General features: G+C 69.8%; 22 protein-coding genes and 7 tRNA genes. 15 read left to right on the forward strand and 14 right to left on the reverse strand.

Features of this window, described 5'->3' with window-relative positions:
• Positions 1–72: 72 nt before the first annotated feature.
• The 3 genes from ACZ4LX_RS27820 to ACZ4LX_RS27830 all read right to left on the reverse strand — a co-directional run bounded on the left by ACZ4LX_RS27820 (position 73) and on the right by ACZ4LX_RS27830 (position 4,465).
• Positions 73–147, reverse strand: a tRNA-Asp gene (locus ACZ4LX_RS27820).
• A gap of 115 nt (positions 148–262) precedes the next feature.
• Complete coding sequence (gene hrpA / locus ACZ4LX_RS27825; RefSeq protein WP_467649564.1) at positions 263–4,183, reverse strand: ATP-dependent RNA helicase HrpA; 3,921 nt, start codon at positions 4,181–4,183, stop codon at positions 263–265.
• Positions 4,184–4,312: 129 nt separating this feature from the next.
• Positions 4,313–4,465 (reverse strand): hypothetical protein, encoded by a 153-nt coding sequence (locus ACZ4LX_RS27830; RefSeq protein WP_467649565.1) that lies wholly within the window; start codon positions 4,463–4,465, stop codon positions 4,313–4,315.
• Positions 4,466–4,508: 43 nt separating this feature from the next.
• Here ACZ4LX_RS27830 and ACZ4LX_RS27835 point away from each other — a divergent pair, with 43 nt between their 5' ends.
• The 3 genes from ACZ4LX_RS27835 to ACZ4LX_RS27845 are packed head-to-tail and all read left to right on the forward strand — an operon-like array spanning position 4,509 to position 6,640.
• A complete protein-coding gene (locus ACZ4LX_RS27835; protein ID WP_467721303.1) occupies positions 4,509–4,769 on the forward strand; it encodes a hypothetical protein in 261 nt (86 codons plus the stop codon).
• A gap of 57 nt (positions 4,770–4,826) precedes the next feature.
• The gene (locus ACZ4LX_RS27840) at positions 4,827–5,762 is read left to right on the forward strand and encodes a DsbA family protein (RefSeq protein ID WP_467649567.1); all 936 of its coding nucleotides are present in this window, start codon (positions 4,827–4,829) and stop codon (positions 5,760–5,762) included.
• A complete protein-coding gene (locus tag ACZ4LX_RS27845; protein WP_467649568.1) occupies positions 5,759–6,640 on the forward strand; it encodes a cytochrome c biogenesis CcdA family protein in 882 nt (293 codons plus the stop codon). Before ACZ4LX_RS27840 ends, ACZ4LX_RS27845 begins: the two co-directional genes overlap by 4 nt.
• 39 nt (positions 6,641–6,679) lie before the next feature.
• On the opposite strand, the gene ACZ4LX_RS27850 is transcribed toward ACZ4LX_RS27845, so the two are convergent.
• From ACZ4LX_RS27850 to ACZ4LX_RS27890, 9 genes are all read right to left on the reverse strand, one after another.
• Positions 6,680–6,756 (reverse strand) — tRNA-Phe (locus ACZ4LX_RS27850).
• Between the two features lie 27 nt (positions 6,757–6,783).
• A tRNA-Asp gene (locus ACZ4LX_RS27855) sits at positions 6,784–6,858 on the reverse strand.
• 143 nt (positions 6,859–7,001) lie between these two features.
• Positions 7,002–7,394, reverse strand: a complete 393-nt coding sequence (locus ACZ4LX_RS27860; RefSeq protein WP_467649569.1) for a type II toxin-antitoxin system death-on-curing family toxin — start codon at positions 7,392–7,394, stop codon at positions 7,002–7,004.
• Positions 7,391–7,585 (reverse strand): ribbon-helix-helix protein, CopG family, encoded by a 195-nt coding sequence (locus tag ACZ4LX_RS27865; protein WP_467649570.1) that lies wholly within the window; start codon positions 7,583–7,585, stop codon positions 7,391–7,393. Before ACZ4LX_RS27865 ends, ACZ4LX_RS27860 begins: the two co-directional genes overlap by 4 nt.
• 23 nt (positions 7,586–7,608) lie before the next feature.
• Positions 7,609–7,893, reverse strand: a complete 285-nt coding sequence (locus ACZ4LX_RS27870) for a type II toxin-antitoxin system YoeB family toxin (RefSeq protein ID WP_467649571.1) — start codon at positions 7,891–7,893, stop codon at positions 7,609–7,611.
• Between the two features lie 109 nt (positions 7,894–8,002).
• Positions 8,003–8,076, reverse strand: a tRNA-Phe gene (locus ACZ4LX_RS27875).
• A gap of 27 nt (positions 8,077–8,103) precedes the next feature.
• Positions 8,104–8,178: transfer RNA gene (locus ACZ4LX_RS27880), tRNA-Asp, on the reverse strand.
• 39 nt (positions 8,179–8,217) lie between these two features.
• Positions 8,218–8,290 (reverse strand) — tRNA-Glu (locus ACZ4LX_RS27885).
• Positions 8,291–8,466: 176 nt separating this feature from the next.
• Positions 8,467–10,032 carry a metallophosphoesterase family protein gene (locus ACZ4LX_RS27890; protein WP_467649572.1) on the reverse strand — a complete coding sequence of 522 codons (1,566 nt, stop codon included), beginning with the start codon at positions 10,030–10,032 and terminating at the stop codon, positions 8,467–8,469.
• An 85-nt stretch (positions 10,033–10,117) separates the two neighbouring features.
• Between ACZ4LX_RS27890 and ACZ4LX_RS27895 the strand changes: the two genes are divergently transcribed.
• From ACZ4LX_RS27895 to ACZ4LX_RS27920, 6 genes are all read left to right on the forward strand, one after another.
• Positions 10,118–10,468: a metallopeptidase family protein gene (locus tag ACZ4LX_RS27895; protein ID WP_206309567.1), complete on the forward strand. Its 351-nt coding sequence runs from the start codon at positions 10,118–10,120 to the stop codon at positions 10,466–10,468.
• A gap of 286 nt (positions 10,469–10,754) precedes the next feature.
• The gene (locus tag ACZ4LX_RS27900) at positions 10,755–11,330 is read left to right on the forward strand and encodes a hypothetical protein (RefSeq protein WP_467649573.1); all 576 of its coding nucleotides are present in this window, start codon (positions 10,755–10,757) and stop codon (positions 11,328–11,330) included.
• Between the two features lie 241 nt (positions 11,331–11,571).
• Positions 11,572–13,734 carry a DEAD/DEAH box helicase gene (locus tag ACZ4LX_RS27905; protein ID WP_467649574.1) on the forward strand — a complete coding sequence of 721 codons (2,163 nt, stop codon included), beginning with the start codon at positions 11,572–11,574 and terminating at the stop codon, positions 13,732–13,734.
• Positions 13,735–14,056: 322 nt separating this feature from the next.
• Entirely contained in the window at positions 14,057–17,044 is a 2,988-nt protein-coding gene (locus ACZ4LX_RS27910; RefSeq protein ID WP_467649575.1) for an FG-GAP-like repeat-containing protein, read from the forward strand.
• Between the two features lie 134 nt (positions 17,045–17,178).
• The gene (locus tag ACZ4LX_RS27915) at positions 17,179–18,699 is read left to right on the forward strand and encodes an amino acid permease (protein WP_467649576.1); all 1,521 of its coding nucleotides are present in this window, start codon (positions 17,179–17,181) and stop codon (positions 18,697–18,699) included.
• 91 nt (positions 18,700–18,790) lie between these two features.
• Positions 18,791–18,864 (forward strand) — tRNA-Lys (locus tag ACZ4LX_RS27920).
• A gap of 384 nt (positions 18,865–19,248) precedes the next feature.
• Here the strand turns inward: ACZ4LX_RS27920 and ACZ4LX_RS27925 are convergent.
• Together ACZ4LX_RS27925 and ACZ4LX_RS27930 are read right to left on the reverse strand one after the other, a co-directional pair.
• The gene (locus ACZ4LX_RS27925) at positions 19,249–19,806 is read right to left on the reverse strand and encodes a flavoprotein (protein ID WP_467649577.1); all 558 of its coding nucleotides are present in this window, start codon (positions 19,804–19,806) and stop codon (positions 19,249–19,251) included.
• Positions 19,803–21,074 carry a helix-turn-helix domain-containing protein gene (locus tag ACZ4LX_RS27930; protein WP_467649578.1) on the reverse strand — a complete coding sequence of 424 codons (1,272 nt, stop codon included), beginning with the start codon at positions 21,072–21,074 and terminating at the stop codon, positions 19,803–19,805. Before ACZ4LX_RS27930 ends, ACZ4LX_RS27925 begins: the two co-directional genes overlap by 4 nt.
• A 175-nt stretch (positions 21,075–21,249) precedes the next feature.
• On the opposite strand from ACZ4LX_RS27930, the gene ACZ4LX_RS27935 reads away from it, so the two are divergent.
• The 6 genes from ACZ4LX_RS27935 to ACZ4LX_RS27960 are packed head-to-tail and all read left to right on the forward strand — an operon-like array spanning position 21,250 to position 26,426.
• Entirely contained in the window at positions 21,250–21,684 is a 435-nt protein-coding gene (locus ACZ4LX_RS27935; protein ID WP_467649579.1) for an ATP-binding protein, read from the forward strand.
• A gap of 3 nt (positions 21,685–21,687) precedes the next feature.
• The gene (locus tag ACZ4LX_RS27940) at positions 21,688–23,007 is read left to right on the forward strand and encodes a UDP-N-acetylglucosamine 1-carboxyvinyltransferase (RefSeq protein WP_467649580.1); all 1,320 of its coding nucleotides are present in this window, start codon (positions 21,688–21,690) and stop codon (positions 23,005–23,007) included.
• On the forward strand, positions 23,004–24,236 hold the full coding sequence (locus ACZ4LX_RS27945; RefSeq protein WP_467649581.1) for a metallophosphoesterase: 1,233 nt from the start codon (positions 23,004–23,006) through the stop codon (positions 24,234–24,236). The genes ACZ4LX_RS27940 and ACZ4LX_RS27945 overlap by 4 nt, the downstream gene beginning before the upstream one ends.
• Positions 24,236–24,775 carry a dCTP deaminase gene (gene dcd, locus ACZ4LX_RS27950; RefSeq protein ID WP_467649582.1) on the forward strand — a complete coding sequence of 180 codons (540 nt, stop codon included), beginning with the start codon at positions 24,236–24,238 and terminating at the stop codon, positions 24,773–24,775. Before ACZ4LX_RS27945 ends, dcd begins: the two co-directional genes overlap by 1 nt.
• Positions 24,772–25,308: a dCTP deaminase gene (locus ACZ4LX_RS27955; RefSeq protein WP_467649583.1), complete on the forward strand. Its 537-nt coding sequence runs from the start codon at positions 24,772–24,774 to the stop codon at positions 25,306–25,308. Before dcd ends, ACZ4LX_RS27955 begins: the two co-directional genes overlap by 4 nt.
• The gene (locus tag ACZ4LX_RS27960; protein WP_467649584.1) at positions 25,305–26,426 is read left to right on the forward strand and encodes a glycosyltransferase family 4 protein; all 1,122 of its coding nucleotides are present in this window, start codon (positions 25,305–25,307) and stop codon (positions 26,424–26,426) included. The genes ACZ4LX_RS27955 and ACZ4LX_RS27960 overlap by 4 nt, the downstream gene beginning before the upstream one ends.
• Positions 26,427–26,490 lie beyond the last annotated feature (64 nt).

Below are 26,490 nucleotides of genomic sequence, written 5' to 3' on the forward strand. Positions count from 1 at the left end.
GTACTAGTCGGCGGATACCGGAGTCAAGACGCGCGAAAGCCCGGATCCAGAGGATCCGGGCTTTCGTTACTGCGGTCCTGACGGGATTTGAACCCGCGGCCTCCACCTTGACAGGGTGGCGAGCACTCCAAACTGCTCCACAGGACCAGGTTTTCGCTGCTGCCTTGCGGCTGGCTGCGAAGACAGACTGTACAGGAGGTCGGAGGGTGCGGTCGAACTCACTCCTGGTGGTGGGGCCGTTACGCGCCCACCGTCCCGCGGTCTACGGAGCCGCCGCGTCGATCGCCTTCACGATCCGCTTGTCGGAAACGGGGAACGCGGTGCCCAGGGCATGCGCGAAATAGCTGACCCGCAGCTCCTCGATCATCCAGCGGATGTCCAGGACCTCCTGCGGAACGGGCCTGCCCTGCGGCAGTTGCTCCAGCAGCCAGGCGTACTCGTCCTGCATCTCGTGGACCTTCTCCATGCGCGTGGTGTCGCGCTGGACGTTCGTCGGCATCTGCTGGAGCCGGCGGTCCTCGGCGACCAGGTAGCGCATCAGGTCGGGCAGCCTGCGCAGCCCGGTCAGGGTGACGAAGCCGGGCGGCACGAGACGGGCGAGGTGCTCCCGTACGTCCGTGACGTTGTTGATCAGGACCAGGCTGCTGGTGGACTTCAGCCGGCGTTCGCAGGCCTGCCAGGCCGCCAGGATCTGCTGGACCTGGCCGATCGTGCGGACGGTCAGGTCCACCAGGTCGGCGCGCACCTTGTCGTACAGCTTCCGGAACGACGCCTCGTCCCAGGCGGGGCCGCCGTGGGCGGCGATCAGACGGTCGGCGGCCGCGGTCGCGCAGTCGTCGAACAGTGCCTGGACGGAGCCGTGCGGATTACGGGACAGGGCCAGCTTCTGCTGGTTCGTCAGCTTGTCCGACGCGAACTTCGCCGGGTTCACCGGGATGTTCAGCAGGATCAGCTTCCGGGTGCCGCGCCACATCGCCTGCTGCTGCTCGGCCTCGGTGTCGAAGAGGCGTACGGCCACGGTTTCGCCCTGGTCGACGAGGGCCGGGAAGGCCTTCACCGGCTGGCCCGCCCGCCGGGTCTCGAAGACCCGGTCCAGCGTGCCGATCGTCCAGTCCGTGAGGCCCGAGCGCTCGATGGACTCCCCGGACGGCCCCGCGGTCGCCGCGGCGGCCTTGGAGAGGGCCTGACGGGCCTTGGGACGCAGTTGGGCCCGCAGCGCCTCCAGGTCCTTGTCCTCGGCGACCTTGCGGCGCCGCTCGTCGACGACCCGGAAGGTGATCTTCAGATGGTCCGGGACCCGGCTCAGGTCGAAGTCGTCCGCGGTGACCGGGACACCGACCATCCGCTGCAGCTCGCGGGCCAGTGTCAGCGGCAGCGGCTCCTGGAGGGGCACGGCCCGGTCCAGGAACTTGTCCGCGTAGTTCGGCGCGGGGACGTAGTGCCGGCGGATGGGCTTGGGCAGCGAGCGGATCAGTTCGGTGACCACTTCCTCGCGCAGGCCCGGGATCTGCCAGTCGAAGCCCTCGGAGGTGACCTGGTTGAGCACCTGGAGCGGGATGTGGACGGTCACACCGTCGGCGTCCGCACCGGGCTCGAACTGGTACGTCACCCGGAACTTGAGCTTCCCCTGCCGCCAGGAGTCCGGGTAGTCGTCCTTGGTGACGGCCCCGGCCTTCTCGTTGATGAGCATGGAGCGCTCGAAGTCGAGCGCGTCCGGCTCGTCCCGGCGCTTGTGCTTCCACCAGGAGTCGAAGTGCGCGCCCGAGACGATGTGTTCCGGGATCCGCTGGTCGTAGAAGTCGAAGAGCGTCTCGTCGTCCACCAGGATGTCGCGGCGCCGGGCGCGGTGCTCCAGCTCCTCGACCTCGCCCAGGAGCTTGCGGTTGTCGTGGAAGAACTGGTGGTGCGTGCGCCAGTCGCCCTCGACCAGGGCGTTGCGGATGAAGAGGTCCCGTGAGGCCTCCTGGTCGATCCGGCCGAAATTTACCTTGCGCTGGGCCACGATCGGTACGCCGTACAGCGTGACCCGTTCGTACGCCATCACCGCCGCCTGGTCCTTCTCCCAGTGCGGCTCGCTGTAGGTGCGCTTCAGCAGGTGCCCGGCCAGCGGCTCGATCCACTCCGGCTCGACCCGGGCGTTGACGCGCGCCCACAGCCGGGACGTCTCCACCAGCTCGGCGGACATCACGAACCGGGGCTGCTTCTTGAAGAGCGCGGACCCCGGGAAGATCGCGAACTTGGCGCTGCGGGCACCCAGGTACTCGTTCTTCTCGGTGTCCTTCAGGCCGATGTGCGACAGCAGACCGGCCAGCAGCGAGGTGTGCACCGACTGCTCCGGCGCGTCGTCCTCGTTGAGCTCGATCCCCATCTGCTTGGCGACCGTGCGCAGTTGCGCGTAGATGTCCTGCCATTCGCGGATGCGCAGGAAGTTCAGATACTCCTGCTTGCACATCCGGCGGAAGCTGGAGGAGCCGCGCTCCTTCTGCTGCTCGCGGAGGTAGCGCCACAGGTTCAGGAACGCCAGGAAGTCGGACGTCTCGTCCTTGAAGCGGGCGTGCTGCTGGTCGGCCTGGGTCTGCTTCTCCGAGGGCCGCTCGCGCGGGTCCTGGATGGAGAGCGCGGAGGCGATGACCATGACCTCGCGGACACAGCCGTTGCGGTCGGCCTCGATGACCATGCGGGCCAGGCGCGGGTCGACGGGCAGCTGGGAGAGTTTGCGGCCCAGCTGGGTGAGCCGCTTCTTCGGATCCTTCTCCTGCGGGTCCAGCGCGCCCAGCTCCTGGAGGAGCTGCACGCCGTCGCGGATGTTGCGGTGGTCCGGCGGGTCGATGAAGGGGAACTTCTCGATGTCGCCGAGTCCTGCGGCGGTCATCTGGAGGATGACGGAGGCCAGGTTCGTCCGCAGGATCTCCGGGTCGGTGAACTCCGGACGGGTCAGGAAGTCGTCCTCGGAGTACAGCCGGATGCAGATGCCGTCCGACGTACGGCCGCAGCGGCCCTTGCGCTGGTTGGCACTGGCCTGCGAGATCCGCTCGATCGGCAGCCGCTGGACCTTGGTGCGGTGGCTGTAGCGGGAGATACGGGCGTTGCCCGGGTCGATCACGTATTTGATGCCGGGGACGGTGAGCGAGGTCTCGGCGACGTTGGTCGCCAGGACGATCCTGCGTCCCGTGTGACGCTGGAACACGCGGTGCTGCTCGGCGTGCGACAGGCGCGCGTAGAGCGGGAGCACCTCGGTATGTCTGAGGTTGCGTTTGCCGAGCGCGTCCGCCGTGTCGCGGATCTCGCGCTCTCCGGAGAGGAAGACCAGGACATCGCCCGGTCCCTCGCCCTGGAGCTCGTCGACGGCGTCGCAGATGGCGGTGATCTGGTCGCGGTCGGAGTCGTCGCTGTCCTCTTCGAGGAGCGGGCGGTAGCGCACCTCCACGGGGTACGTACGGCCGCTGACCTCGACGATCGGGGCCTCGCCGAAGTGGCGGGCGAAGCGCTCCGGGTCGATGGTCGCCGAGGTGATGACGACCTTCAGATCGGGACGCTTGGGCAGCAGCCGGGCGAGATAGCCGAGCAGGAAGTCGATGTTCAGCGACCGCTCGTGGGCCTCGTCGATGATGATCGTGTCGTAGGCGAGCAGCTCGCGGTCCGTCTGGATCTCGGCGAGCAGGATGCCGTCCGTCATCAGCTTGACGAAGGTCGCGTCAGGGTTGACCTGGTCGGTGAAGCGGACCTTCCAGCCGACCGCCTCGCCCAGCGGCGTCTTCAGCTCGTCGGCGACGCGCTCGGCCACCGTACGGGCCGCGATCCGGCGCGGCTGGGTGTGCCCGATCATGCCTCGTACGCCACGGCCCAGCTCCATGCAGATCTTGGGGATCTGGGTGGTCTTGCCGGATCCGGTCTCACCGGCGACGATCACGACCTGGTGGTCGCGTATCGCCTCCAGGATCTCGTCCTTCTTCTGGCTGACCGGCAGCTGTTCGGGGTACGAGAGGGCAGGCATCCGCCCGGCTCGCAGCGCGAGCCGCCCGGCTGCCTTCGTGGCCTGGGCCGCGATCTCGTCCAGCACGGCCTGCTGGGCCTCGGGTTTGCGAATGCGGCGCGCGCCTTCGAGGCGGCGGCCGAGCCGGTGCGCGTCGCGGAGCGAGAGCTGCCCGAGCTGGGACTGGAGATCGGCAAAGGAAGTAGACATACGGATCCCAGGATCTCACCCGGGCCCGAGGAACGGCGAACCTATTTCGCGCGGTCCCGGTCACCTGGCCCGTACGGCCGGTTTCACGCGTTTCCGGTCACCTGCGCCGTACAGCCGGAGACGGCGTGATCACAGCACGTACCATTCCGGACAGCTGATTCTCTTGCCGAGCTCCCTGCCGGAAGGCCTGCCCGCCATGTCCCGTTCGTCGTGGTGCTGCTGCCTGGTGGCGGCCCTCGCGGTCGTCCTGGGACTGTTCTGCGGACCGTCGACGGCTGTCACGTCGGCACCTTCTTCTTCTCCTTCTTCGGATCCTGCGGTGGCCGTGTCCACGAACGCCGCGTCCATGAGTGCCGGGCAGGGGGACGGGCTTCCCGGCTGCGGCAGGAAGGGCAAGCACGACGGCACCGAGCCGGCCGTTCCCGGGCCGTCCCGCGCCGCCCACGACCAGGCGCCCGGCCTCGCCGAATGGGGCCTGCCCGCGGCCACCGTGCCGGGGCCGCTCCGGCAGTCCGCGCCGATGACACCGCGCGGACCGGACGAGGCCGCGCCGAGCCCGGTGGAACTCTCCGTACTGAGGGTGTAGACGGCCCGCCGCGCCGTCCCCTGCCCACTCTCCCGCACCACCAGCTCGGAGTTCCGCATGCCCACATCCATGCCCAAGCCCTCCCCGAAGCCGTCCCCGAAGCCGTCCCCCAAGCCTTCCCCGAAGCCGTCCGCGAAGTCCTCCGCGAAGCCGAGGCGGGCAGCCGGCAGGAAGCCGCTGGTCTACGGCGTCGGGGTCGTCGTCGTGGCCGCGCTGTTCGGCTACGTCTCCTACCGGGCGACCGCCCCCGACGCCCCCGGCCCCGATTCCTCGTCCTCGGCGGTGGCCGATGTCACCCAGGACCCCGAGGAGGGCGTCTACCCGGAGCTGGCGAAGCTCGCCCGGCGCGACGCCGGCGACAAGCTGGCGCTGGGCCGGGTGGACGCCCCCGTGGTGCTCATCGAGTACGCCGACTTCAAGTGCGGCTACTGCGGAAAGTTCGCCAGGGACACCGAACCCGCCCTGGTGAAGAAGTACGTCGACAACGGCACCCTGCGCATCGAGTGGCGCAACTTCCCGATCTTCGGCGCCGAGTCCGAGGCCGCCGCGCGCGCTTCCTGGGCCGCCGGGCAGCAGGGCCGCTTCTGGGAGTTCCACCGCGCCGCGTACACCGAAGGGGCCAAGGAGAAGGGGTTCGGCACGGACCGGCTGAAAGCCCTTGCCACCGAGGCCGGGGTGCCCGACCTCGACCGCTTCGTCCGCGACACGGACGGCTCCGCGGCCGCGGCAGCGGTGAGCGAGGACCAGGAGCAGGGGTACGGGATCGGCGCGACGTCCACCCCGTCCTTCCTGATCAACGGCCGCCCGATCGCCGGGGCGCAGCCGGCGGAGACGTTCACCCAGGCCATCGAACAGGCCGCCCGCCGCGCGAAGAACCTGGGCAACGCGGGCCAGGACACCAAGGGCTCCGCCTCCCCGGAAGCGGGCCCGGCTTCCCCCAAGAGCCCCGCTTCCCCCGAGACCTCGGCTTCCCCCGAGGACGCCCACAAATGACGGCGGACATCGGCTACTTCGCCGCCTTCCTCGGCGGGCTCCTGGCGCTGCTCAGCCCGTGCAGCGCCCTGCTGCTCCCCGCCTTCTTCGCGTACTCCATCGACTCCGCCTCCCGGCTGCTCGCCCGGACCGGGATCTTCTACGCGGGCCTGGCCACCACCCTCGTCCCGCTCGGAGCCGCGGGCTCGTACGCCGGACGGATCTTCTACAGCCATCGCGACGCCCTCGTCCTCGGCGCGGGCTGGCTGATCATCGGGCTCGGCGTCGCGCAGATCGTCGGTCTGGGCTTCGCCTCGCGCCGGATCTCCGAGCTCAGCGGCCGGATCCGGCCCACGACGGCTCTGTCCGTCTACGCGCTCGGTGCCGTATACGGCCTCGCCGGTTTCTGCGCGGGGCCGATCCTCGGCAGCGTGCTCACCGTCGCGGCCGTGAGCGGCAGCCCGGCGTACGGAGGACTGCTGCTCGCCGTCTACGCCCTGGGCATGGCGGTGCCGCTCCTCCTGCTCGCGCTGCTCTGGGAGCGGTTCGAGCTGGGCCGGAGGGTGTGGCTGCGTGGCCGGGTCCTGCGGCTCGGCCGCTTCGGGCTGCACAGCACGACGCTGCTGTCGGGGCTCTTCTTCATCGGCCTCGGTGCGCTGTTCCTGGTGTACGACGGGACGACCGCGTTGCCCGGTCTGCTGAACGTGGACCAGTCGTTCGCCGTCGAGCAGTGGGCCCGGGGCATCGGTGAGCACGTACCGGACGAGATGCTGCTGGTCGCGGTGGTGGCCGTGGTCCTGGTGGTGCTCGCGGTGCGCTCGGGGCGGAGCCGGGGCAGGGCCGGGGCGGACGTCGTGGACGCGGACGCGGTGCACGCGGCGGAGCGGGAGGACGCCTGACACGGCGAAGGCCCCGTCCACGTGGACGGGGCCTTCGGGTGGTGGCTGGGGCCGGGATCGAACCGGCGACCTATCGCTTTTCAGGCGATCGCTCGTACCAACTGAGCTACCCAGCCACGCAGTTCACCGGAGTGATCTGCAAGCGGTCCTGACGGGATTTGAACCCGCGGCCTCCACCTTGACAGGGTGGCGAGCACTCCAAACTGCTCCACAGGACCAAGCTTTGTGCGACCAAGTGTCGCACAGGTTGTGCGTGCCCCCAACGGGATTCGTACCCGAAAACGATACCTCGCTGACCTGCGGAGATGTGCGAGAGCCGGGCTATTGCCCCGTTTGGGTCCTGCTGAGTCCCGCTCGGCGACTACTGGACCGGGAACCACTCCATGAGCCGCTTGGCGATCACGGGCACGTCGAGATGGTCCTGCGCGATGGCCTCGACGAACGGGCCGGCCTCCTCGGCCGGCGGGACCGGATGCCCGGCGGGCAGGCCGTTGACGCGCAGGAAGAAGCGCATGGCGAGCCAAGCGGTGCGCTTGTTGCCGTCGATCAGCGCGTGGTTGCGGGCAACGGCATGCAGCAGGGCTGCTGCCTTCTCGTGGAGCGCGGGATACAACACGGCACCGAACGCGTTGGTCCGTGGTCGCTCGACGGCCGAGACGAGCAGGCCGAGGTCACGCACACTGTGTTCGGTGCCGTTGATCTTGGCCGCGATGGCCAAGATCTCGTCGAGCTGGACGTAGCGGACTTCGCTCACTTCAGATAGTCCAGGATCTCCGAGTCGGTGTCCGTCAGCTCGGCCAGGATGTCGTGCACGTTGAGTTCGGCTCGGGCCTCGGCGTCCCGGATCGCTTCGATGGCAAGAGTCTGCTTGCTGCGGCCGGTGCGCTCGGCGCGTTTGGTGAGCTTCGCGTCGAGATCGTCGGGGAGGCGGAGTGTCATGGCCATACATGGATGATACCGCGTTGGTATCAGACGTGGATGATGTCGTTCTCGTCGATGCGGCAGACCAGTCGGTGTTCGGGGTTGATGCGCCGTGACCAGCAGCCGGAGAGGTCGCTACGCAGCGGTTCGGGCTTGCCGATCCCTTCGTGGCCTCCCCACTCGTCGTGGGCGAGCATCCGGTCCGCGGTGATCCGGGCGCGCGTCGAGATCCTCCGCGGCTCGCTCTGCTGACGTTCGCTCAGCGGCCTTGCCAGGGCCGCGAACTGGCAGTACTGGGCCTGGCTCGGATGGGTGAGGAGCCGGGCCCGCACGGATTAGAGGGAGAATCGACCCGCGCCCGGACCGATGAGCCGGCCGCGACAGAGCGTCCGGAGCGCATGAAAAAGCCCCGGACGGCGGGCCGTCCGGGGCTCTTCGCGGTGGCTGGGGCCGGGATCGAACCGGCGACCTATCGCTTTTCAGGCGATCGCTCGTACCAACTGAGCTACCCAGCCACGCAGCTCACCGGAGTGATCTGCAAGCGGTCCTGACGGGATTTGAACCCGCGGCCTCCACCTTGACAGGGTGGCGAGCACTCCAAACTGCTCCACAGGACCAAGATCTGTGCACACGTGAAGACTGCACAGGGTAAGACGTGCCCCCAACGGGATTCGAACCCGTGCTACCGCCTTGAAAGGGCGGCGTCCTGGGCCACTAGACGATGAGGGCAGAACTGCTGTTACAGCTTGCTTCTACGTCTGTCGCCCGAAGGGAAAGTGAGAAGCCGGTGACTCCGCTTCCCCCCAGGAGGTTCCGCTTCTCCTTCAACCTTTGAGGTTTCAGAACGGTCGAGCCCTGACCGGTGCCCTTGGGCACGTCGGAGACAATACACGTGCGTTTCGGTGTCAGCCAAACCGAATAGGGGAGGGCGTCGCTCCGGGCCGGCTTTCCTCGGGCAGGTGGCGGCTGACCTCGGCGGTCGTCAGACCGAGGCCGCCCAGGGTGATCTCGTCCCAGGCCTGCAGACGGCGGGTGGAACGGTCCAGATAGAGCACCGACGCGAGCACCTGCTCCGGCTTCTCGTTCTGTACGGCACGCAGCCCGCCGCCACCCGTGGAGCCCTCGACCATCAGCCGGGTGCCGCCCTCCATGAGCTCGTTCTGCCGGTGGTGCACATGGCCGGCCAGGGCGAGGGGGACCGTTCCGTCCGCCTGCCTCACCGCCTCCGGCTCGTGGGCGACGGCGATGTCCGCCGGGGTGCCCGCCCGCCGCTGGTCGCGCAGCGCGGCGGCGAGCCTCAGGCCCGCCGCCCGCTGGGCCCCCTCGGCCTGCTCCGGGCCCGTGCGGTCCGGGGTGAACTGCGGGTCCCCGGTGCCCGCGACCCGCAGACCGCCGACGGTCACCGCGCGGCCTTCGTCCAGCACATGCACGTTCCTGAAGCGCTTGTCGCTCTCCAGGTACTTCTGCGTCATCGCCGAGTCGTGGTTGCCGCGTACCCAGACGTAGGGCGCGCCCAGATCGCTGATCGGGTCGAGGAAGCCGTTCTCCACGGCCGTTCCATGGTCCATCGTGTCGCCCGAGTCGATGATCACGTCGATGCCGTACTGCTCGACGAGTGAGCCGATGATGTGCCACGCCGCCGGATTGAGGTGGATGTCGGAGACATGCAGGACGCGGAGCGTGGCGGGGTCAGGGCTGTACACGGGGAGCGTCGACGTGGCGTCGTACAGCTTGGTCACGTTGGTGACCAGCCGGGCGAGTTCCTGCTGGTAGACGTCGAATTCGGTGACGATCGAGCGGGCGTCGCCGACGACGGAGGGGGCGCTGGAGAGCAGCCCGGAGAACTTCGGCTCCAGGACCGACTCGGGGTTCCAGGTGGCGTACGCCCCGGCGCCCGAGGCGGCCAGCAGCGTGAGCGCGAGACCTCCGGCGGCCAGCGCGCGCCGGGGCCTGCGGTAGACGGCGAGTCCGAGCGCGGTGGCGCCGAAGACGGCTGCGACGACGGAGCGCTCGGCGAGTTCACGGGTGCCGGCGCTGACATCGGCGCTGACCTCGTCCTCCAGACCGGCGAGCCGTTCGGGGTGCTGGACCAGGGCTTCGGAGCGCACCGGGTCGAGGCGGTCGACGTCGACGTCGAGCCGGACCGGGGCGTGGTGCGAGTCCAGTTCGAGGGCGCCGAGCGGGGACACGTCGATCGTGGTGCCGCCGCTGAGGGAAGGCCGCAGGGTCATGGTCGTGTCCATCGGGCCCACGGGCGTACGGACACTGCCGACGGCGAGCAGCCCCAGCCAGGCGCCGAACAGCACGACGGCGACCAGGCCGAGCGCGTGGGCGAACGGACGGGCCGGACCGGCGAGTGCACCGCCGCCGCCGGAACGCCCGCCGGGCCGGCCGACGGAGCGTGGGCGTGGGCGGGAGCGGAGGAGGTGCCGGACGCGGGCTGCTGCGGCACGGAACGGGTCGCGGGCCATTGGGCGCGTATGCCCCGGCCGCAAGGCAGATATGCGCCTTTGGTGCGCCGGGGCACATCCGGCGCCCGTACGTGACAATGGCGGGGTGCTGGAGATGACGCGGGAAGCGTTCGAGGAGCTGGTCGGCGAGGCGCTGGACCGGATTCCGCCGGAGCTCACCCGGCTGATGGACAACGTCGCGGTGTTTGTCGAGGACGAACCGGAGTCCGACGACCCGGAACTGCTCGGCCTCTACGAGGGCACGCCGCTGACCGAGCGCGGCGAGTGGTACGCGGGGGTGCTGCCGGACCGGATCACCATCTACCGGGGGCCGACGCTGCGGATGTGCGAGTCGCGCGAGGACGTCGTCGCCGAGACGGAAATCACGGTCGTGCACGAGATCGCCCACCACTTCGGCATCGACGACGAGAGGCTGCACGCGCTCGGGTACGGGTGAGGAGTTGCGCGGCGCGGCGCGCTCGGGACCGGGGCGGGCCGCGGCGGGACGTTGTACGCACGCGGGTTCGGGTGGTGGCGGGGGCCGCGCACGCGGGTCGCGCGACGCCCGCGTGCCTGCGGCTTGCGGGGGTCGCGGGCGGGCTGCGGCACCAGCCGCGCGGTGTGAATGAGGTGTGCGGTCCTGCCCGGGAGCGTGTCCCCGGCGGGGCGGCGGGAGTTGGGCACAGCGCTCCCGGCTCGTTTCCGCGATGCCTCGTCTTCTTCGCGCCTCCGGAGGTGCCCCCGTGCGCCAGTTGCCCGTTCCCGTCCGCTGGGCGGCCGTCACCGCGGTGACGATCGCCGCGTCCACCGGCTGTATGAGCATCGGTTCCGAGGGCGGGGAGCCCGAGCCCTCCCGCGCCTCCGCTCCGGAGGGCTCGGCGGTGGAGCCGGACGGATCCACGGTGTCCGGTACCGGCCGGGTCCGTACCGGTGGCGGCGCCGGGGCGCACTCCGGGCGCGAGGGCGACCGGTCCGCCGACCCGAGTGCCTCGGCCGCCCCCTCCGGCAGCCCCGGCACCGCCACCGGCCGGCCGGGAGAGGTACGGGCCGGCCGGCCGCCGACGCAGACGCCCTCCGCCCCGGGGCCCGGGGTTCCGGAGCCGGCGGAGTCGCCGGCTCCGCCCGTACCGGAGCCCGGAACCCCGGGGACCCCGCAGCCGCCGGAGCTGCCGGAGCCCGAGCCGGAGCCTTCCGAGCCGGTGTCACCGGCGCCCTCGGCCTCGCCGGCCGCTCAGCTCCACAACGAGGCCTGGGGCGCTCCGGACAGCGTCTACGCGATGCGGACTCCGGAGGCATCGCCGCAGGTGGGGCCGGCCTGAGGGGGTGGCGGACCGGAGGCGGTTTGCGCAATGTGGGTGAGAGTGCGTATGGTGGTAGATCGTTTGATCCCATTGCCCGGCGCCGACACAGAAGAGCGCCGCGTGGCGCGTACTCTCCCTTGCCGTGGCTGGACCGCATTGAGGCGGTCGAAATTGCGAAAACACGGAGTTACGGGCGCGTGCCGAGACTCCGAGAGGTTTCGCATTTCGCATGTCAATTTCCAGTTCTGACCACACCGTCATGCCCGAGAACGTCGAGAACGACGAGCTCATCGAGGCCGCAGAGGCCGTCGTCGCCGAGGCCGCCGAGTCCGTCGAGACCGACGCCCCGCAGGCCGACACCGCCGCCGACGAGGCGGACGCCGAGCCGACCATCACGTTCGCCGACCTGGGCCTGCCCGAGGGCATCGTCCGCAAGCTCGCGCAGAACGGTGTGACCGCGCCCTTCCCGATCCAGGCCGCGACCATCCCGGACGCCCTGGCCGGCAAGGACATCCTGGGCCGTGGCCGTACCGGCTCCGGCAAGACCCTCTCCTTCGGTCTCCCGACCCTGGCCGCGCTGGCCGGTGGGCACACCGAGAAGAAGAAGCCCCGCGCGATCATCCTCACCCCGACCCGTGAGCTCGCGATGCAGGTCGCGGACGCGCTTCAGCCCTACGGCGACGTGCTCGGCCTGAAGATGAAGGTCGTCTGCGGCGGTACGTCGATGGGCAACCAGATCTACGCCCTGGAGCGCGGTGTCGACGTCCTCGTCGCCACCCCGGGCCGGCTGCGCGACATCATCAACCGGGGCGCCTGCTCCCTGGAGAACGTCCAGGTCGCCGTCCTCGACGAGGCCGACCAGATGTCCGACCTGGGCTTCCTGCCCGAGGTCACCGAGCTGCTCGACCAGATCCCCGGCGGCGGCCAGCGCATGCTCTTCTCCGCCACCATGGAGAACGAGATCGGCACCCTGGTCAAGCGCTACCTGAGCAACCCGGTCACCCACGAGGTCGACTCAGCCCAGGGCAACGTCTCGACCATGTCGCACCACGTCCTCGTCGTGAAGCCGAAGGACAAGGCGCCGGTCACCTCCGCCATCGCCGCCCGCAAGGGCCGCACCATCATCTTCGTCCGCACCCAGCTGGGCGCGGACCGCATCGCCGAGCAGCTCATCGAGTCCGGTGTGAAGGCCGACGCGCTGCACGGCGGCATGACCCAGGGCGCGCGCACCCGCGTTCTGGAGGACTTCAAGAAGGGCTACGTCAACGCCCTGGTCGCCACCGACGTCGCCGCCCGAGGCATCCACGTCGACGGCATCGACCTGGTCCTGAACGTGGACCCGGCCGGCGACCACAAGGACTACCTGCACCGCTCGGGCCGTACCGCCCGTGCCGGCAAGTCCGGTGTCGTCGTCTCCCTGGCGCTGCCGCACCAGCGCCGCCAGATCTTCCGCCTCATGGAGGACGCGGGCGTCGACGCCTCGCGTCACATCGTCCAGGGCGCGGGCGTCTTCGAGCCGGAGGTCGCCGAGATCACCGGCGCCCGTTCGCTCACCGAGGTCCAGGCCGACTCCGCGAACAACGCCGCCAAGCAGGCCGAGCGCGAGGCCGCCGACCTGACCAAGCAGCTGGAGCGCATCCAGCGCCGTGCCGTGGAGCTGCGCGAGGAGGCCGACCGGCTGGTCGCCCGCGCCGCACGCGAGCGGGGCGACGACCCCGAGGCGGCCGTCGCCGAGGTCACCGCCGAGGCGGAGGCCGCACTGCTGGCCGCCACCTCCGTGCCGGAGCAGCCCGCGGCGCGCGATGACCGTCGCGACGACCGGGGCAACTACGAGCGCCGGGACAACCGGGGCGGCGACCGGGGCGGTTACCGGGGCAACAACGACCGTGTCGGCGAGCGCAGCGGCCGTCCGGCCGGCAGCAACGGTTACCGGGGCAGCAGCGACCGTCCGTCGTTCCGGGGCAGCAACGACCGCCGTGAGGACCGTCCGGTCGGTGGCGGTTTCCGCTCCGGTGGCGACCGTCGTGACGACCGTGGCGGCCGTTCCTTCGAGCGCCGCGACAACGACCGTCCGTCGTTCAGCCGCGACCGTCGTGACGACCGTCCGTCGGGCGGTTTCCGCTCCGGCGGCGACCGTCGTGACGACCGCGGTGGCCGTTCCTTCGAGCGCCGCGACAACGACCGTCCGTCGTTCAACCGCGACCGTCGTGACGACCGTCCCTCCGGTGGCTTCCGCTCCGGCGGCGGCGACCGTCCGTTCAACCGCGACCGTCGTGACGACCGTCCGTCGGGCGGCTTCCGCTCCGGCGGCAACGACCGTCCGACCGGCCGCCGCGACGACCACCGCTCCACGGGAACCGGTACGAGCACCGGCTCCTTCGGCCGCCGCGACGACAAGCCGCGCTGGAAGCGCAACGGCTGATACCGGCTGACCGCCTGACCGAGAGGCCCTGCCCGACGCACCGCGCCGGGCAGGGCCTCTCGGCATTCCCTGAGCAGACCATGCCAAGGGGGCCACCGCTGATAACCTGCGTCCTCCAGGTACGTGGCCCACACACGCGTACTTGTGCACACGAACTTTCCCGGTCCCGTGCCCGCGCACGCGGTACCGCCCGAGGGCCCCACCCCTCTTCGCTGCCCGGAAAGCGCCATGCCGCGTTCCGGCCTCCGCAGATTGGGGAGGTCCCCCTGTGGGACGTCATGTCCTGGCACGCCCTCGTGCACTCCGAAACGTCACTGCCGCAGTGGGGGTCGCCGCTGCTCTCGCCGGGGTCCTGGGGCCACTGGGAGGCCCGGCCGGCGCCGCCGTCCCCGCGTCCGAGGCGGTGCTGGACTCGATCACCAGAACGATCAGCCCCGTCTATCCCGTGAGCGCCGGCCGCACCGGCTTCGCGTACCGGATGAGCGGCAGCGTCGGCTGGACGGACTACGCGAGCGGCGAGACCTCTTTCGTGCCGGTGAAGGACGCCTCCGGCCCTTCCGTCAACACCATGGCGGACGTGATCGCCTATCGCGGCCCCGACAACACGGTCGAACTGGTCGACGTTCCGGGCGGCACCGCACGGACCATGCGACTGCCCGAGGGATTCAGCCTTCTGACGGTGCACGGTGAGACCGCCGTGGCCTACACCAGGAGCGGGGACGCGGCAGGCGAGTGCCACCTCTTCCGCCTGGACGGTTCCGCTCTCGTCGACCGCAAGGTGACCGGGCTGCCCCCGGGCGCCGTGTGCGGCGCCGCCCAGCTGCCGCCGTACGGGATCGGCGACATGTCCAGCACGGTTGTCGCGTACGGGCTCGGATCGGTCGTCCACTACGGGCTCGTCGATCTGGACGACGGCACCTTCACCGAGCTGCCGATCACCGAAGCGCCGAAGAACATGCAGGTCACCGAGGACTCCGTGTCCTGGTACTCGACCGCGTCCAAGAGCGTCAAGGTGCTTTCCCGCGCCGATCCGGGGGCGGCACCTCGCGAGATACCCGTCGATTCGTCGACCGGGAGTCCGCTCACGTTCCTGCTCGGCGACTACGTGGTCTGGGTGAGCAGCGTGAACGGTGTGCTCCACGCCATCGCACCCGACGGCACGACCACCGCGCTGCTCTCCTTCGCCTACGGGCGCGGCGCACTGGCAAGCGCGGACGGCAGCCTGGTCGTCCTGGGCCACGGACCTTCGGGCGACTACGCCGTACAGCGCTACACCGTGGGCCCGGACGGGGCGCCGCAACGCAGTGAGGTCCTCCCCGTGCCGTGGGAGCCGTCGCGGAGCGCGCGGCTGGGTCTGAGCGGGAACCGGCTCGTCACGTACGAGACGGATCCGTCGGGCAGCGGCATCGGCTTCTACGAGCGGCAGCCGGCGCTGACGGGCACGCCCTCGGTGAACGGGCGGACGCGCCTCGGACCGGAGTCCGACTCGTACAGCGCGGCGTGCGAGGACGCGGCGGGCTGCCCTGACCTGTACCCGACAGCCGACGGATCCGTTGTGTACACGACGCAGGAGAGCGACGGGTACCGGATCCATGTGGCCGACAAGGACCATCCCGCCCCAGGACGTCAGGTGAACGTCGGCGCCACAGCGCCCAAGGTCTACGGCGTGTCCGGCCACTACGTCGCGTACGGGACGGGAACCGGTACCGAGGCGCGCACCGAAGTGCGCAACCTGGACTCCCTCAAGGTGGTGCGTACGGTGCCCGCCGGGGCCGCCGCCCTCTGGGGCAACACGCTCTGGCAGCTGTCCACGGCGGGCAAGCTGACGGCCACCGCCGTGGCGAAGGGCACGCCGACCCGCACGCTCACCACCGGGGCGTCGTGCGCCGCTCCCGTCCTGCAGGCTTCCGAGCGCTATCTCTACTGGGAGTGCGGTGCGGTACCGACCGCCGCCGGCGTCGTCTCGCTCGCCGACGGAAAGGCCAGGAAGGTCGGTGCCGGCGTCACCCCAGGCCGGCTCGGCGACGGTTTCGTCTCCCGGCTGGACGCCGGGAACCGGGTGGTCGTCACGGACCTCACCGATCCCTCCGCCACCGACGTGGTGACGGGAACGGCCGGCTCGTCCGTTCCCGGTGCCGGCTGGACGGCAGACCCGCACAGCGGCCTGGTGGCGTACAACGGCACGGACCACAAGGTGCACCTCGCGCCGACCGGGACCGGTTCGTCCCCGCTCGTCCAGATCGACTCATCGGTGAAGGACGCCGTCGACGTGGACAACGAGGGCTCTCCCTGGACCCCGAGATGGTGGCTGTCCAAGGCGGTGGGGTCGTGGAAGCTGTCGCTGAAGAACAAGGCGACGGGCGTCACCGTGCAGACGCTCTCCGGAGGAGAGACGCGCGGGCTGGTCGACCCCTCCTGGTCCGGCGTGCCGTCGGCCGGCCACCCGGTGCCCGACGGGGCGTACACCTGGACACTGACGGCGCAGCCCGCCGACGGTTCGGGCGCACCGCTGACGAGGTCGGGCACGCTGAAGGTGACGGGCGGCGCCCCGGTCCACCGCGACTACAACGGTGACGGCATCGGGGACGCGCTCACCCTGAACACCAGGGGCGAGTTCACCTTCCAGCACGGCGACGGGGCGGGGAAGTTCTCCGGGAAGACCTCGGGCGGCGGCTGGCCGACGTCGGTGGTCGCCGTCCCGTTCGGGGACCTCACCGACGACCACCGCAACGACGTGCTGGTGCGCATGACGGACGGATCGCTGCGGGGCTGCAGTCCCGCGCGCGGGAAGGCCGTGACGCCCACCACCGCCTGCACGAAGCTCGGCACGGGCTTCCAGGTGTACAAGACCCTCACCACCGCCGGTGACCTGACCGGTGACGGCCGTGCCGATCTGCTCGGCTGGGAGAAGACGACCGGCGACCTCCACCTCTTCCCGGTGAAGAGCGACGGGACCCTGGCGGCCAGGAAGAAGATCCGCTCCAAGTGGACCTACACCAAGGTCGTGGGGGTGGGCGACCTGAACGGCGACGGGTACGGCGACCTGCTGGCCACGGACAAGTCGAACGAACTCTGGCGCTACAACGGCACGGCGTCGGGCCAGTTCAAGGAGCGGGTGCTGGTCTTCAAGGACTGGGGTTCCTCGTACGACACCATCGTCGGAGTCGGTGACATCACCGGGGACGGCAAGGCGGACATCGTCGAGCGCGACTCGGCGGGCAAGCTGTTCCGCAACAACGGTGACGGCAAGGGTTCCTTCGGCAGCCGTACGCAGATCGCGACCGGGTGGACCTACAAGGGAATCTTCTGACCCGGCTGCCACCCCGGCACGGGTGAGGACGAGGGCGCGCCCTCGCGCCGTCGTACGCCGTCGTACGCCATGTTTTCCCACTCGTGACCCCGGCGGCGGCATGCGGACACCGGGGCCAGGGCATCGCTGGGGTCATGACAACAGACATCAGCGAGGACGAGCCGCCACCCGGCGTTTCCGACGAGGAGCGTCTGGCGCAGCTCGGATACACGCAGACACTCGCCCGCCGGATGTCCGCCTTCTCCAACTACGCGGTCTCGTTCACGATCATCTCGGTGCTCTCCGGCTGCCTGACGCTGTATCTGTTCGGCATGAAGACCGGTGGCCCCGCCGTCATCACCTGGGGCTGGGTCGGCGTCGGCCTCATGACGCTGTTCGTCGGTCTGGCCATGGCCGAGATCTGTTCGGCCTACCCGACCTCCGCCGGCCTCTACTTCTGGGCGCACCGGCTGGCTCCGCCGCGCTCGGCGGCTGCCTGGGCCTGGTTCACGGGCTGGTTCAACGTCCTGGGCCAGGTCGCCGTGACCGCCGGGATCGACTTCGGTGCGGCGTCGTTCCTCGGCGCCTACCTGAACCTCCAGTTCGACTTCCGGGTCACGTCCGGCCGTACGATCCTCCTTTTCGCCGCGATCCTGCTGCTGCACGGCCTGCTGAACACCTTCGGCGTGCGCATCGTCGCGCTCCTCAACAGCGTCAGCGTCTGGTGGCACGTGCTCGGCGTCGCCGTGATCGTCGGTGCGCTGACCTTCGTACCCGACTCGCACCAGTCGGCGTCGTTCGTCTTCACCGAGTTCGTGAACAAGACCGGGTGGGGGAGCGGCTTCTACGTGGTGATGATCGGGCTGCTGATGGCCCAGTACACCTTCACCGGCTACGACGCCTCCGCCCATATGACCGAGGAGACGCACGACGCCGCGACCGCCGGCCCGCGCGGCATCGTCCAGTCGATCTGGACCTCCTGGATCGCCGGTTTCGTCCTCCTCCTCGGCTTCACCTTCGCCATCCAGTCGTACGACGGTGCCCTGGGCTCCCCGACCGGCGCCCCGCCCGCCCAGATCCTCCTCGACGCCCTGGGCGCCACCACGGGCAAACTCCTCCTCCTGGTGGTGATCGGTGCCCAGCTCTTCTGCGGGATGGCCTCCGTGACCGCCAACAGCCGGATGATCTACGCGTTCTCCCGGGACGGCGCCCTGCCCTACTCCCGGGTCTGGCACACGGTCAGCCCCCGCACCCGCACCCCCGTGGCAGCGGTCTGGCTGGCCGCCTCCGGCGCGCTGGTCCTCGGCCTCCCGTATCTGATCAACGACACCGCGTACGCGGCCGTCACCTCCATCGCGGTCATCGGCCTCTACATCGCGTACGTCATCCCGACCCTGCTCCGCCTCCTGCGCGGCGACGACTTCCGCCCCGGCCCCTGGCACCTCGGCCGCTGGTCCCGCCCCGTCGGCATCGTCGCGGTGGTGTGGGTGGTGGTCATCACGGTGCTCTTCATGCTGCCCCAGATCTCGCCCGTCACCTGGAAGACCTTCAACTACGCCCCGGTCGCGGTCCTGGTGGTCCTCGGTTTCGCCGCCACCTGGTGGTTCGCCTCGGCCCGCCACTGGTTCCTCAATCCGGATCACAAGCGCACGATCGCCCGCAATACACCCCGCTGAAGAGGGCCGCTGCGACGACGACGGGGCCCGGCAACCGATACCCGATCGGCGGCCGGGCCGTGGCGGGCTATGCTCGGGGGTGATTCGCAGAGGGCCGTTAGCTCAATTGGTCAGAGCAGCGGACTTTTAATCCGTTGGTTGTGGGTTCGAGTCCCACACGGCCTACGCGACGCAGGACGGGGAAACCCCTTTTGACCTGCCACTTGGCGCCTCGACCGGCTTCGGCCGGCCGGGGCGCTTCGTCGTTTCGGGGCTTGCGTGGGTGATGCCTGAGCGGTCGGTCCGACGGCGGGCGCTACGGAGGAAGCCTTACGGGCACGCGGAACCAGGGCGACGACCAGACCGCACAAGGCCAACTGGTACTACGCGGTGCGACATCCTGGCTCTCGGTCACCGCACCCTGGACGATGCCGACAGCCCGCCCGCGCTGACCTGACGCAGACGCCGCCTCGCGGACCTTCCCGCCCCTGGTCCCCTCGCCCAGGGCCCCAGCAAGCTGCTGCCTCCGCCCACCCGGCAGCAGCCCCGCCGCCCGCACCGCGGCGCCGATCAGGCCCGTGCGGACAGCTCGGGAGCAAGCAGTTCCAGCGCCTCTTCCCAGCGGTACTGGTCCGCCCCACCGCCGGCCTTCGGCTTGTGGGGCTCGTACGAACCGATCAGGACGCCCATCTCGCGCAGCCGCTCCAGGCTGTGGCTGTATGCGGGATGGGCGGCCTGCGCCGAGTTCAGGTAGGGCATCACGGCAGTAGGGATGCCGAAGCCGTACGCCTCGCACAGGATGCCCAGCGCCAGGGTGTCCGAGATTCCGGCAGCCCATTTGTTGATCGTGTTGAAGGTGGCCGGGGCCACTGCGATGGCGTCGGCGGGCGGCAGCGGCCGTGGGTCGCCGGGCGAGCGCCAGGCCGAGCGGATCGGGTAGCCGGTCTGTGCCTCGACCGCCTCGGTGTCTATGAAGCCGAGGGCCTGCGGGGTGGCGACGACACCCACATCCCAGTTGGCCTTCTGGGCCGCGGTGATCAGGATGCCGACGTCGCCGGCGATGCCGGAGGCGCACACGACGACGTAGAGGAAGGGCTTCTTGGTCTGCCGGTCCGGCTGATCACTCACGCGGGGACTCCCAGTTGACGGCTGAAACGGTGCAGTTCCGGCAGCGTACGACGGCGGTCGCGGGCGGCCATGTCGGCCACCAGCTCACGGACGGCGGGGCGACGGATGTCCTGGGCCGCGCAGCTCTCCGCGATGCGAAGCGCCTGGTACCCGTCCGCCAGGCGGCCCTGCTGGCTGTAGGCGCGGCCGGCCTCGATCCACAGGGCGGCACGACGTTCAGGGACGGGGATGTGGCGGCGCATGAGAGGCCGGGCGGTGTCCAGGGCGACGCCTGCGTCGCCGAAGACGACGGCCGCGCTGAGTCCGTGCAGGGCGACGTTCGTCGGGCTGAAGTTGGCCCAGGCGTCGGGGCTGTCGAGTGCCACGTAGCGGGCGACTTCCTTCGCCTCGGTGAGGAAGTCGCGGGTGGCGGAGCGGTCGCCGCCGCTGCTGGCGGCGGTGACCCCGCGCAGAAGCAGCAGTCCGAGTGCCGCGAGGTACTTCGGGGAGCGCTGGTCGTACGAGCCCGTGAGCTGGTCGGCGGTGTGCCGGACGAGGGCGACGGCCTGAGCGGTGTGGCTGTCGCGTGCCAGGGCGTGGGCGTGAACGCGGACGCTGGAGGCGAGGACGACGGGGTCGCCGGAGCGTTCGGCCTCGGACATGGCGCGTCCGGCCGCGAGCCAGGCATTGCCCTGGTCGCTCTGCTTGAGCAGCAGGCTCGCCGAGGTCTGGTACGCCGTGGCGAGGAGCCCGGACAGGTCGCTCGATCCGGGACTGTCGCTGATGGCCTGCCGTAACTGCCCGATCAGGACGGGCAGTGTGCCTTCCAGCTTTGTGTAGTCGCAGGTGTAGAACAGGCGGCATACGCCTGTGACTTGGTCTCGCATGCTTTGGAGATCCGGCATCGGTTCGGCAGTCACACGGGCTGTTCCAGGCAGCAGGGACTGGACCAGGTCCTGATGGGCGGTGCTGGGGAGGGTCGGTGCAGCGAGCGCGGCGATGCCGGCGGCGAGAACGGTACGGCGGTGCATGTCCTCTGTCTCGGGTTCGGAGTGGTTGATGTCCGAGGTGGAGGCGAGGCCGAGGCGGTAGGGCGGAATCGCCAGCACGCGCGAGACCTCGCGCAGCATACGGACATCGTCCGTGCCCCTGCCGCCTTCCAGCCGGCTCACCTTGGACTGGTGGTAGCCCAAGGCGAAGGCGACTTCCTTCTGCGAACGCCGCTGTAATACGCGGGCCTGACGGATCACTTCACCGATCCGTCTCGCTTCGCTGTGATCTTCGGCCATCTGCGCCACGGCTCCTCCCGCCGTCGCCGATCCTGCCTTCCCGACCGAGCGTAAGGGACCAGCAGTGCACCGTGATGCAGCTCCTGCATAGACGATGCAGCACCCGCACACGCCCTGGTTCAAGAGGCTCGTCCGGCGGTTACGTGGAGTGGCCGAACCAATCAGGAGGCCGCTCATGGAAGCGCACCACATCCGGATTCCCGTCCACGGCACACCTGCCGGCGCCGCGTCGGCGCGCCGACAGATCGCCGAGGCGATACGGGATTGGGGTGCCGCTCTCGGCCCTGCGCTCCTGGATGCGGCTGCGTTGGTGGCCTCGGAGCTGATCACCAACGCGGTACGGCACGCAGACAAAGGACCGATCACGGCTGGTGCCTACCTCAGCGACGGGGCGCTACGGATCACGGTGATCGACACCAGCTTCGACATCCCGCAAGTCGGCCTGCCGGATGCGGAAGAGGAAGACGGACGCGGCCTGTTCCTCGTCGCCGCACTCGCCGACCGCCACGGATTCGACCCGCTGCCTTCCGGTAAGCGCTGCTGGGCCGAGCTCGATCTCAGCGCCCCGCTTCCCACCGTCGCCACACACGTGTCCCAGATGAGGAGCTGACTGTTGCCAGCCGTACGCATTCCCCCAGTCGCCGCAGAAGTCGTCGCCGTGCGCCCGAGCGTTCCGCTCGCCGGGGCCGTGACCGTAGACGGGTCGAAGAACGCGGCTCTGCCCCTGCTGGCCGCCGCCGCAGCCATGCACCGCCCGGTGCACCTGAGCAACGTCCCGGCCAACACGGATGTCGGGACGATGCTCACCCTCCTCCAGCAGTCCGGCTGGCACGCGGCCCGCCCGGTCAGCGATCCACACACCACGGTGATTCTGCCGAGCGACAAGCAGCGGCCGGATCCCGATCCCGAGGTCGCTGCGCGGATCAGAGCTTCGTACTACCTGGTCCCGGCGCTTCTCGGCGCCTATGGGCGGGCCCGTTTGCCGTGGCCGGGCGGCTGCGCCATCGGGGATCGTGAGATGGAGCAGCACTTCAAGGTGTACGAGCGGTTCGGCGACCGCTCGACCGTCGATGACCGCGGCCACCTCGTGGAGGCAGCCACTGGTGGACGCGGGACGGTGTCGATCATGCTCCCCTTCCGCTCCCGCGGAGCGACCATCGCGGCTGTCCTGCGTACGGTCGTCGCCGGACGGCCGCTGCGCTTGGGCCAACCGAATCTGTCGCCCGAAGTACTCAGTGTCGTGTGGGCGTTGAGGGCCTCCGGGTGGGAGTGCCGGGTCAGCGAGGCTGTCCTCACCCTTCAGCCGCCTCGATCCGTCTCCGGCGAGGAGATCGCGTGGCGGGTGCCTGGCGACAAGATCGAAGCGGGCACTCTGGCCTGCGCAGTCGCGGTAACAGGCGGCAACGCACACATCCACGGCGTACGCCGCGACGACATCACCCCCCTGATCACCGCGCTCCGCTGGCTCGGCATTCCCGCCGACGCCGAGGACGGCACCCTCACCGTGCAGGCCCGGGACGCTCAGCCCACCGGCCGACCTCTACGGGCCATTGCCTCCCTGTCCCCCGGCGGCCTGGACGCGGACTTCGAGCCCCCGCTGCTGGCCCTGGCCCTCACCCTGCCCGGCACCCACCTGTTCGCCGACGACATCAACCCCGGCCGCCACCGCAACCTGCTGCCCCAGCTCGCCCGCCTAGGAGCCACGATCGACGAGCTGTCGCCCACGCAGTGCCGCTTCACCGGGCCGCAGCAGCTGACCGGTGCTGGAGTGGAAGCCACCGACATCCGCACGGGCTCCGCCCTGCTCATCGCCGGCCTCACCGCTCGCGGCGTGACCACCCTCGGCGGCCTCGAACAGCTCCGGCGCGGTCACGCCGACCTGCCCGTCAAGCTGCATGCCCTCGGAGCCGACATCTGCGAGGTGATCCCGTGAACCGGCAACTGCGACAGATCATCGCGACGACCGACGTCCACTCCGCCTTCGACTCGGCGGCTCCGATGCTCGCCCACCTCCACGCTGCGAGGACCGACAGCCTGATCGTGGACTGCGGAGACTTCTTCGAGGGGAGCGGCTACTACCACCTCGGCGAAGGACGCATCGAGCGCGAAGTCCTCACCACCCTGTACGACCTGATCGCGCCCGGAAACCACGGGTGGCCGCACTACTTCGAGCCGCAGCTGCGCCGGATGACGGTGTGCGCGAACACGACCGACGACTACGGCACGCCCCTCTTCGACCGCGTACGCATCCGGGACATCGGCGGACGACGAGTCGCTGTCAGCGCGGTGATGGGCCCGCAGGCGTTCAACGCCATCCCTGCCGACCAGCGCGCCGGCCACTGCATCAGCAACCCGGCACAGGCTCTCCACGAAGTGATGCAGGAGAACCACCATCACGCTGACGCGTGGATGGTGCTGTCCCACTCCGGCTTCGAGGAGGACCTGAAGCTGGCCGCAGCCTGCCCGCGCGCCGATGTCATCTTCGCCGGGCACTGCCACAGCGACAGCTTCGGCCCCGTGCACGTCGGCGACACCCTCGTGGTCAAGGGCCGCGAACTCGGTGTCGGATACGCCGCAGCCGAGCCTGTCGGCAGCGGCTGGGGCGCCCGCATCGGGTCCTTCCCCGACGCTCGTTCCGTTCCTCACGAACTCACCTCGCTGATGGAGAAGATCTCAGCCATCGGACTGCGGCTGAGAAGTCCCATCGGCGCTGTGGACGAGCGCCTCCGCGATGCACCCTTGGATCGCCGCGGACTGCTCGAAGAGATCGCCGGCCTACTGCACTCCTGCCTCGGCGCTGACGCGGTCATCCTCAACGAGACCGCCCTGCGTCCCGTGCCACTCGGCGCCGCGCTGACCCTCGGCGACCTGTTGGCCATCGAGCCCTTCGGCAACCAGCTCGTGCACGCCTTCCTCCCCGAGCAGCACGTCCAGGACCGCGGCAAGCTGCTCGACCACCTCACCCAACTCGTCGGCCCCCTGATCGTCGCCCCTGCGCCTCTTCCCCCGGCGATCCGAACCGTGCTGACCACCGACTACCTCGCCGACAGCTACCTCGGCGGGCGAACTCGTCAAGCGGGCTTACGCCTTCGCCAAGCCGTAAGCCATGTCCTGACCACCTCGCTCCCCAGCTCCGCCGACTCCCAAGAAGGAGGCCAGTAATGATCCTCACCGGACCTGAGATCAAGGCTGCCGTGGCCAACGGGCGCTTACGGATCACTCCCTTCACCCCGGACCAGACGAACCCCAACAGCTACAACGTCCGCCTCGGTACGACCTTGCTGACGTATGCCGCCAAGGTGATCGACGCCCACCAGACCAATCCCACGCGCTCGATCCTGATCGGCGACGACGGATACGTCCTGCAGCCCGGCGAGCTGTACCTCGGCCACACCGTCGAGGAGGTCGGCTCGGACATCTTCGTCCCCCTGCTCTTCGGCCGCTCCTCGGTCGGACGCCTCGGCCTGTTCGTCGAGATCACCGCGCCGATCGGCGACATCGGCTTCCACGGTCAGTGGACCTTGATGCTCTCGCCCATCCGCCCGCTACGGGTGTACGCGGGCATGAAGATCGGGCAGATCATGTTCTTCGTCTCCACCGGCGACGTCGACCTGTACCGCGGCAAGTACCAGGGTGCCGCCGGCCCCCAGCCCTCCCGCTGCTGGCAGGACACCGCGCCCATCCAGGCGGTCGCCTCGTGATCCTCACAGGCTCAGCCATCGCCGCTGCCGTCAGCACGGGAGAGATCACCATCTCGCCCTATGAGCCCGAGCGGATCTCACCCAATGCGTACGACTGGCGGCTGGGCGACACGATCCGCATCTCTGACGGCGACCTCGACGCCGCCACCCGCACCACCTTCACCGAACACCCCATCCCCACCACCGGTTTGGTCCTGCGACCCGGAGTGCTCTACCTCGGCGTCACCCTGGAGAAGACCGGCTCGGAAACGTACGCACAGCTCCTCAACGGGGACCGCACCATCGGCGCCCTCGGCATCTGGGTCCACGTATCTGCCCCGCTCGGCCACCAGGGCCACGCGATCCGCTGGACCTTGGAGATCCGTGTCGCCAGGCCCGCCCGCGTCTATCCAGGGATGACCTTCGGGAAGCTCGTCTTCCTCACCACCGTCGGCAGCCCGTCCAGCTACCAGCAACAACGCGCCAAGTACGCGGCGACGAACGGCATCGACATCTCCCGCCTGTACGAAGAGATCCCCCAAGGAGCGTTGTGAAGTCCGTCGTTCGCCCAACCGCGGGCCCTCTGGCAGCCACCTTTCTCGACCTTCCGGCCGGCAGCCCCGGCGGCAGCGTCGAACTCTTCCTCGACCTCTATACCGGCGCCGAGCCCCTCATCCCCGCACGGGCCTTCATGCTGGCACCCCCGGGCCCCAGGCCCCGTCTCCCATCGGGCCTCGACCTGCTGTCCGTGTCCGGGAAGTGTCTGGAAGGTGCCGGCTTCAGTCGCTACGTCGCAGCCCTGCGCCGGGCCCTGGTGACAGCGATCGATCCGGCACAGATCGGCGTTCTGCACCTGCAGCATCTGGCGTTCGGCGCCACCCCCGCCTTGCTCCGGGCCTTGCCAGCACACCCGAGGATCGCGATGGTCCATGGCACCGACCTGCTGTTTGCCGAAACCCACCGCGACCAGCTCCAAGTGCTGCGCGAGACAGCGAGGGCCGCCGACGCCATCGTGGTGTCCACCGGCGCCATGGCCGATCACCTGCTCAAACTCGCCCCGCAAACAGACCGCCGCAAGGTCGTCCACATCCCGTGGGGCATCCCCGACCATCTGCTCACTGATCCACCGGCCCGGCCCACCCGCACGTTCAGCAGCCATCTGCGAGTGCTCTACGCAGGACGGCTGACATCCGAGAAGGGCGTCGAGCGCCTCATCACCGGCCTGGCTCCCATTCCCGGCGTCGAGCTGAGCGTCGCCGCCCCCAGAGCCCAGTTCCGCGCCTTCACCCCGCTGCTTCGACGGGCCGGCGTGCGGGCCAGCTATCTCGGCTGGCTCCGCCGTCCACAGCTGTGGAAAGCCTTCACCGAACACGACGTACTGGTCCTGCCGTCCACCACCCTTGAGGCCATGGGCCTGGTCGCACTGGAGGCCCAAGCCTGTGGCCTGCCTGTCTTGTACCAGCCCGTGCCCGGCCTCACCGAGGTCCTCGCAGGGTCCGGAGTGGCCACCGACTTCACGCAGTCCACCGCACTCGCCCGCGAACTGAACCGGCTGCGGACCGCACCGGGACTGCTGCCCGCTCTCCGACAGGCGGGCTACGCGAACGCCGCCCGCTACCCACTCTCGACGACCGCTCAAGCCCTGACCGACCTGGGCCGCCGCCTCACATGAACGTCGCACAGCAGACAATGCCGCCACGCCGATCGCCCACCGGACCCGCCCACGTCACTACGCT

This window comes from Streptomyces sp. NPDC026062 (assembly GCF_055568375.1).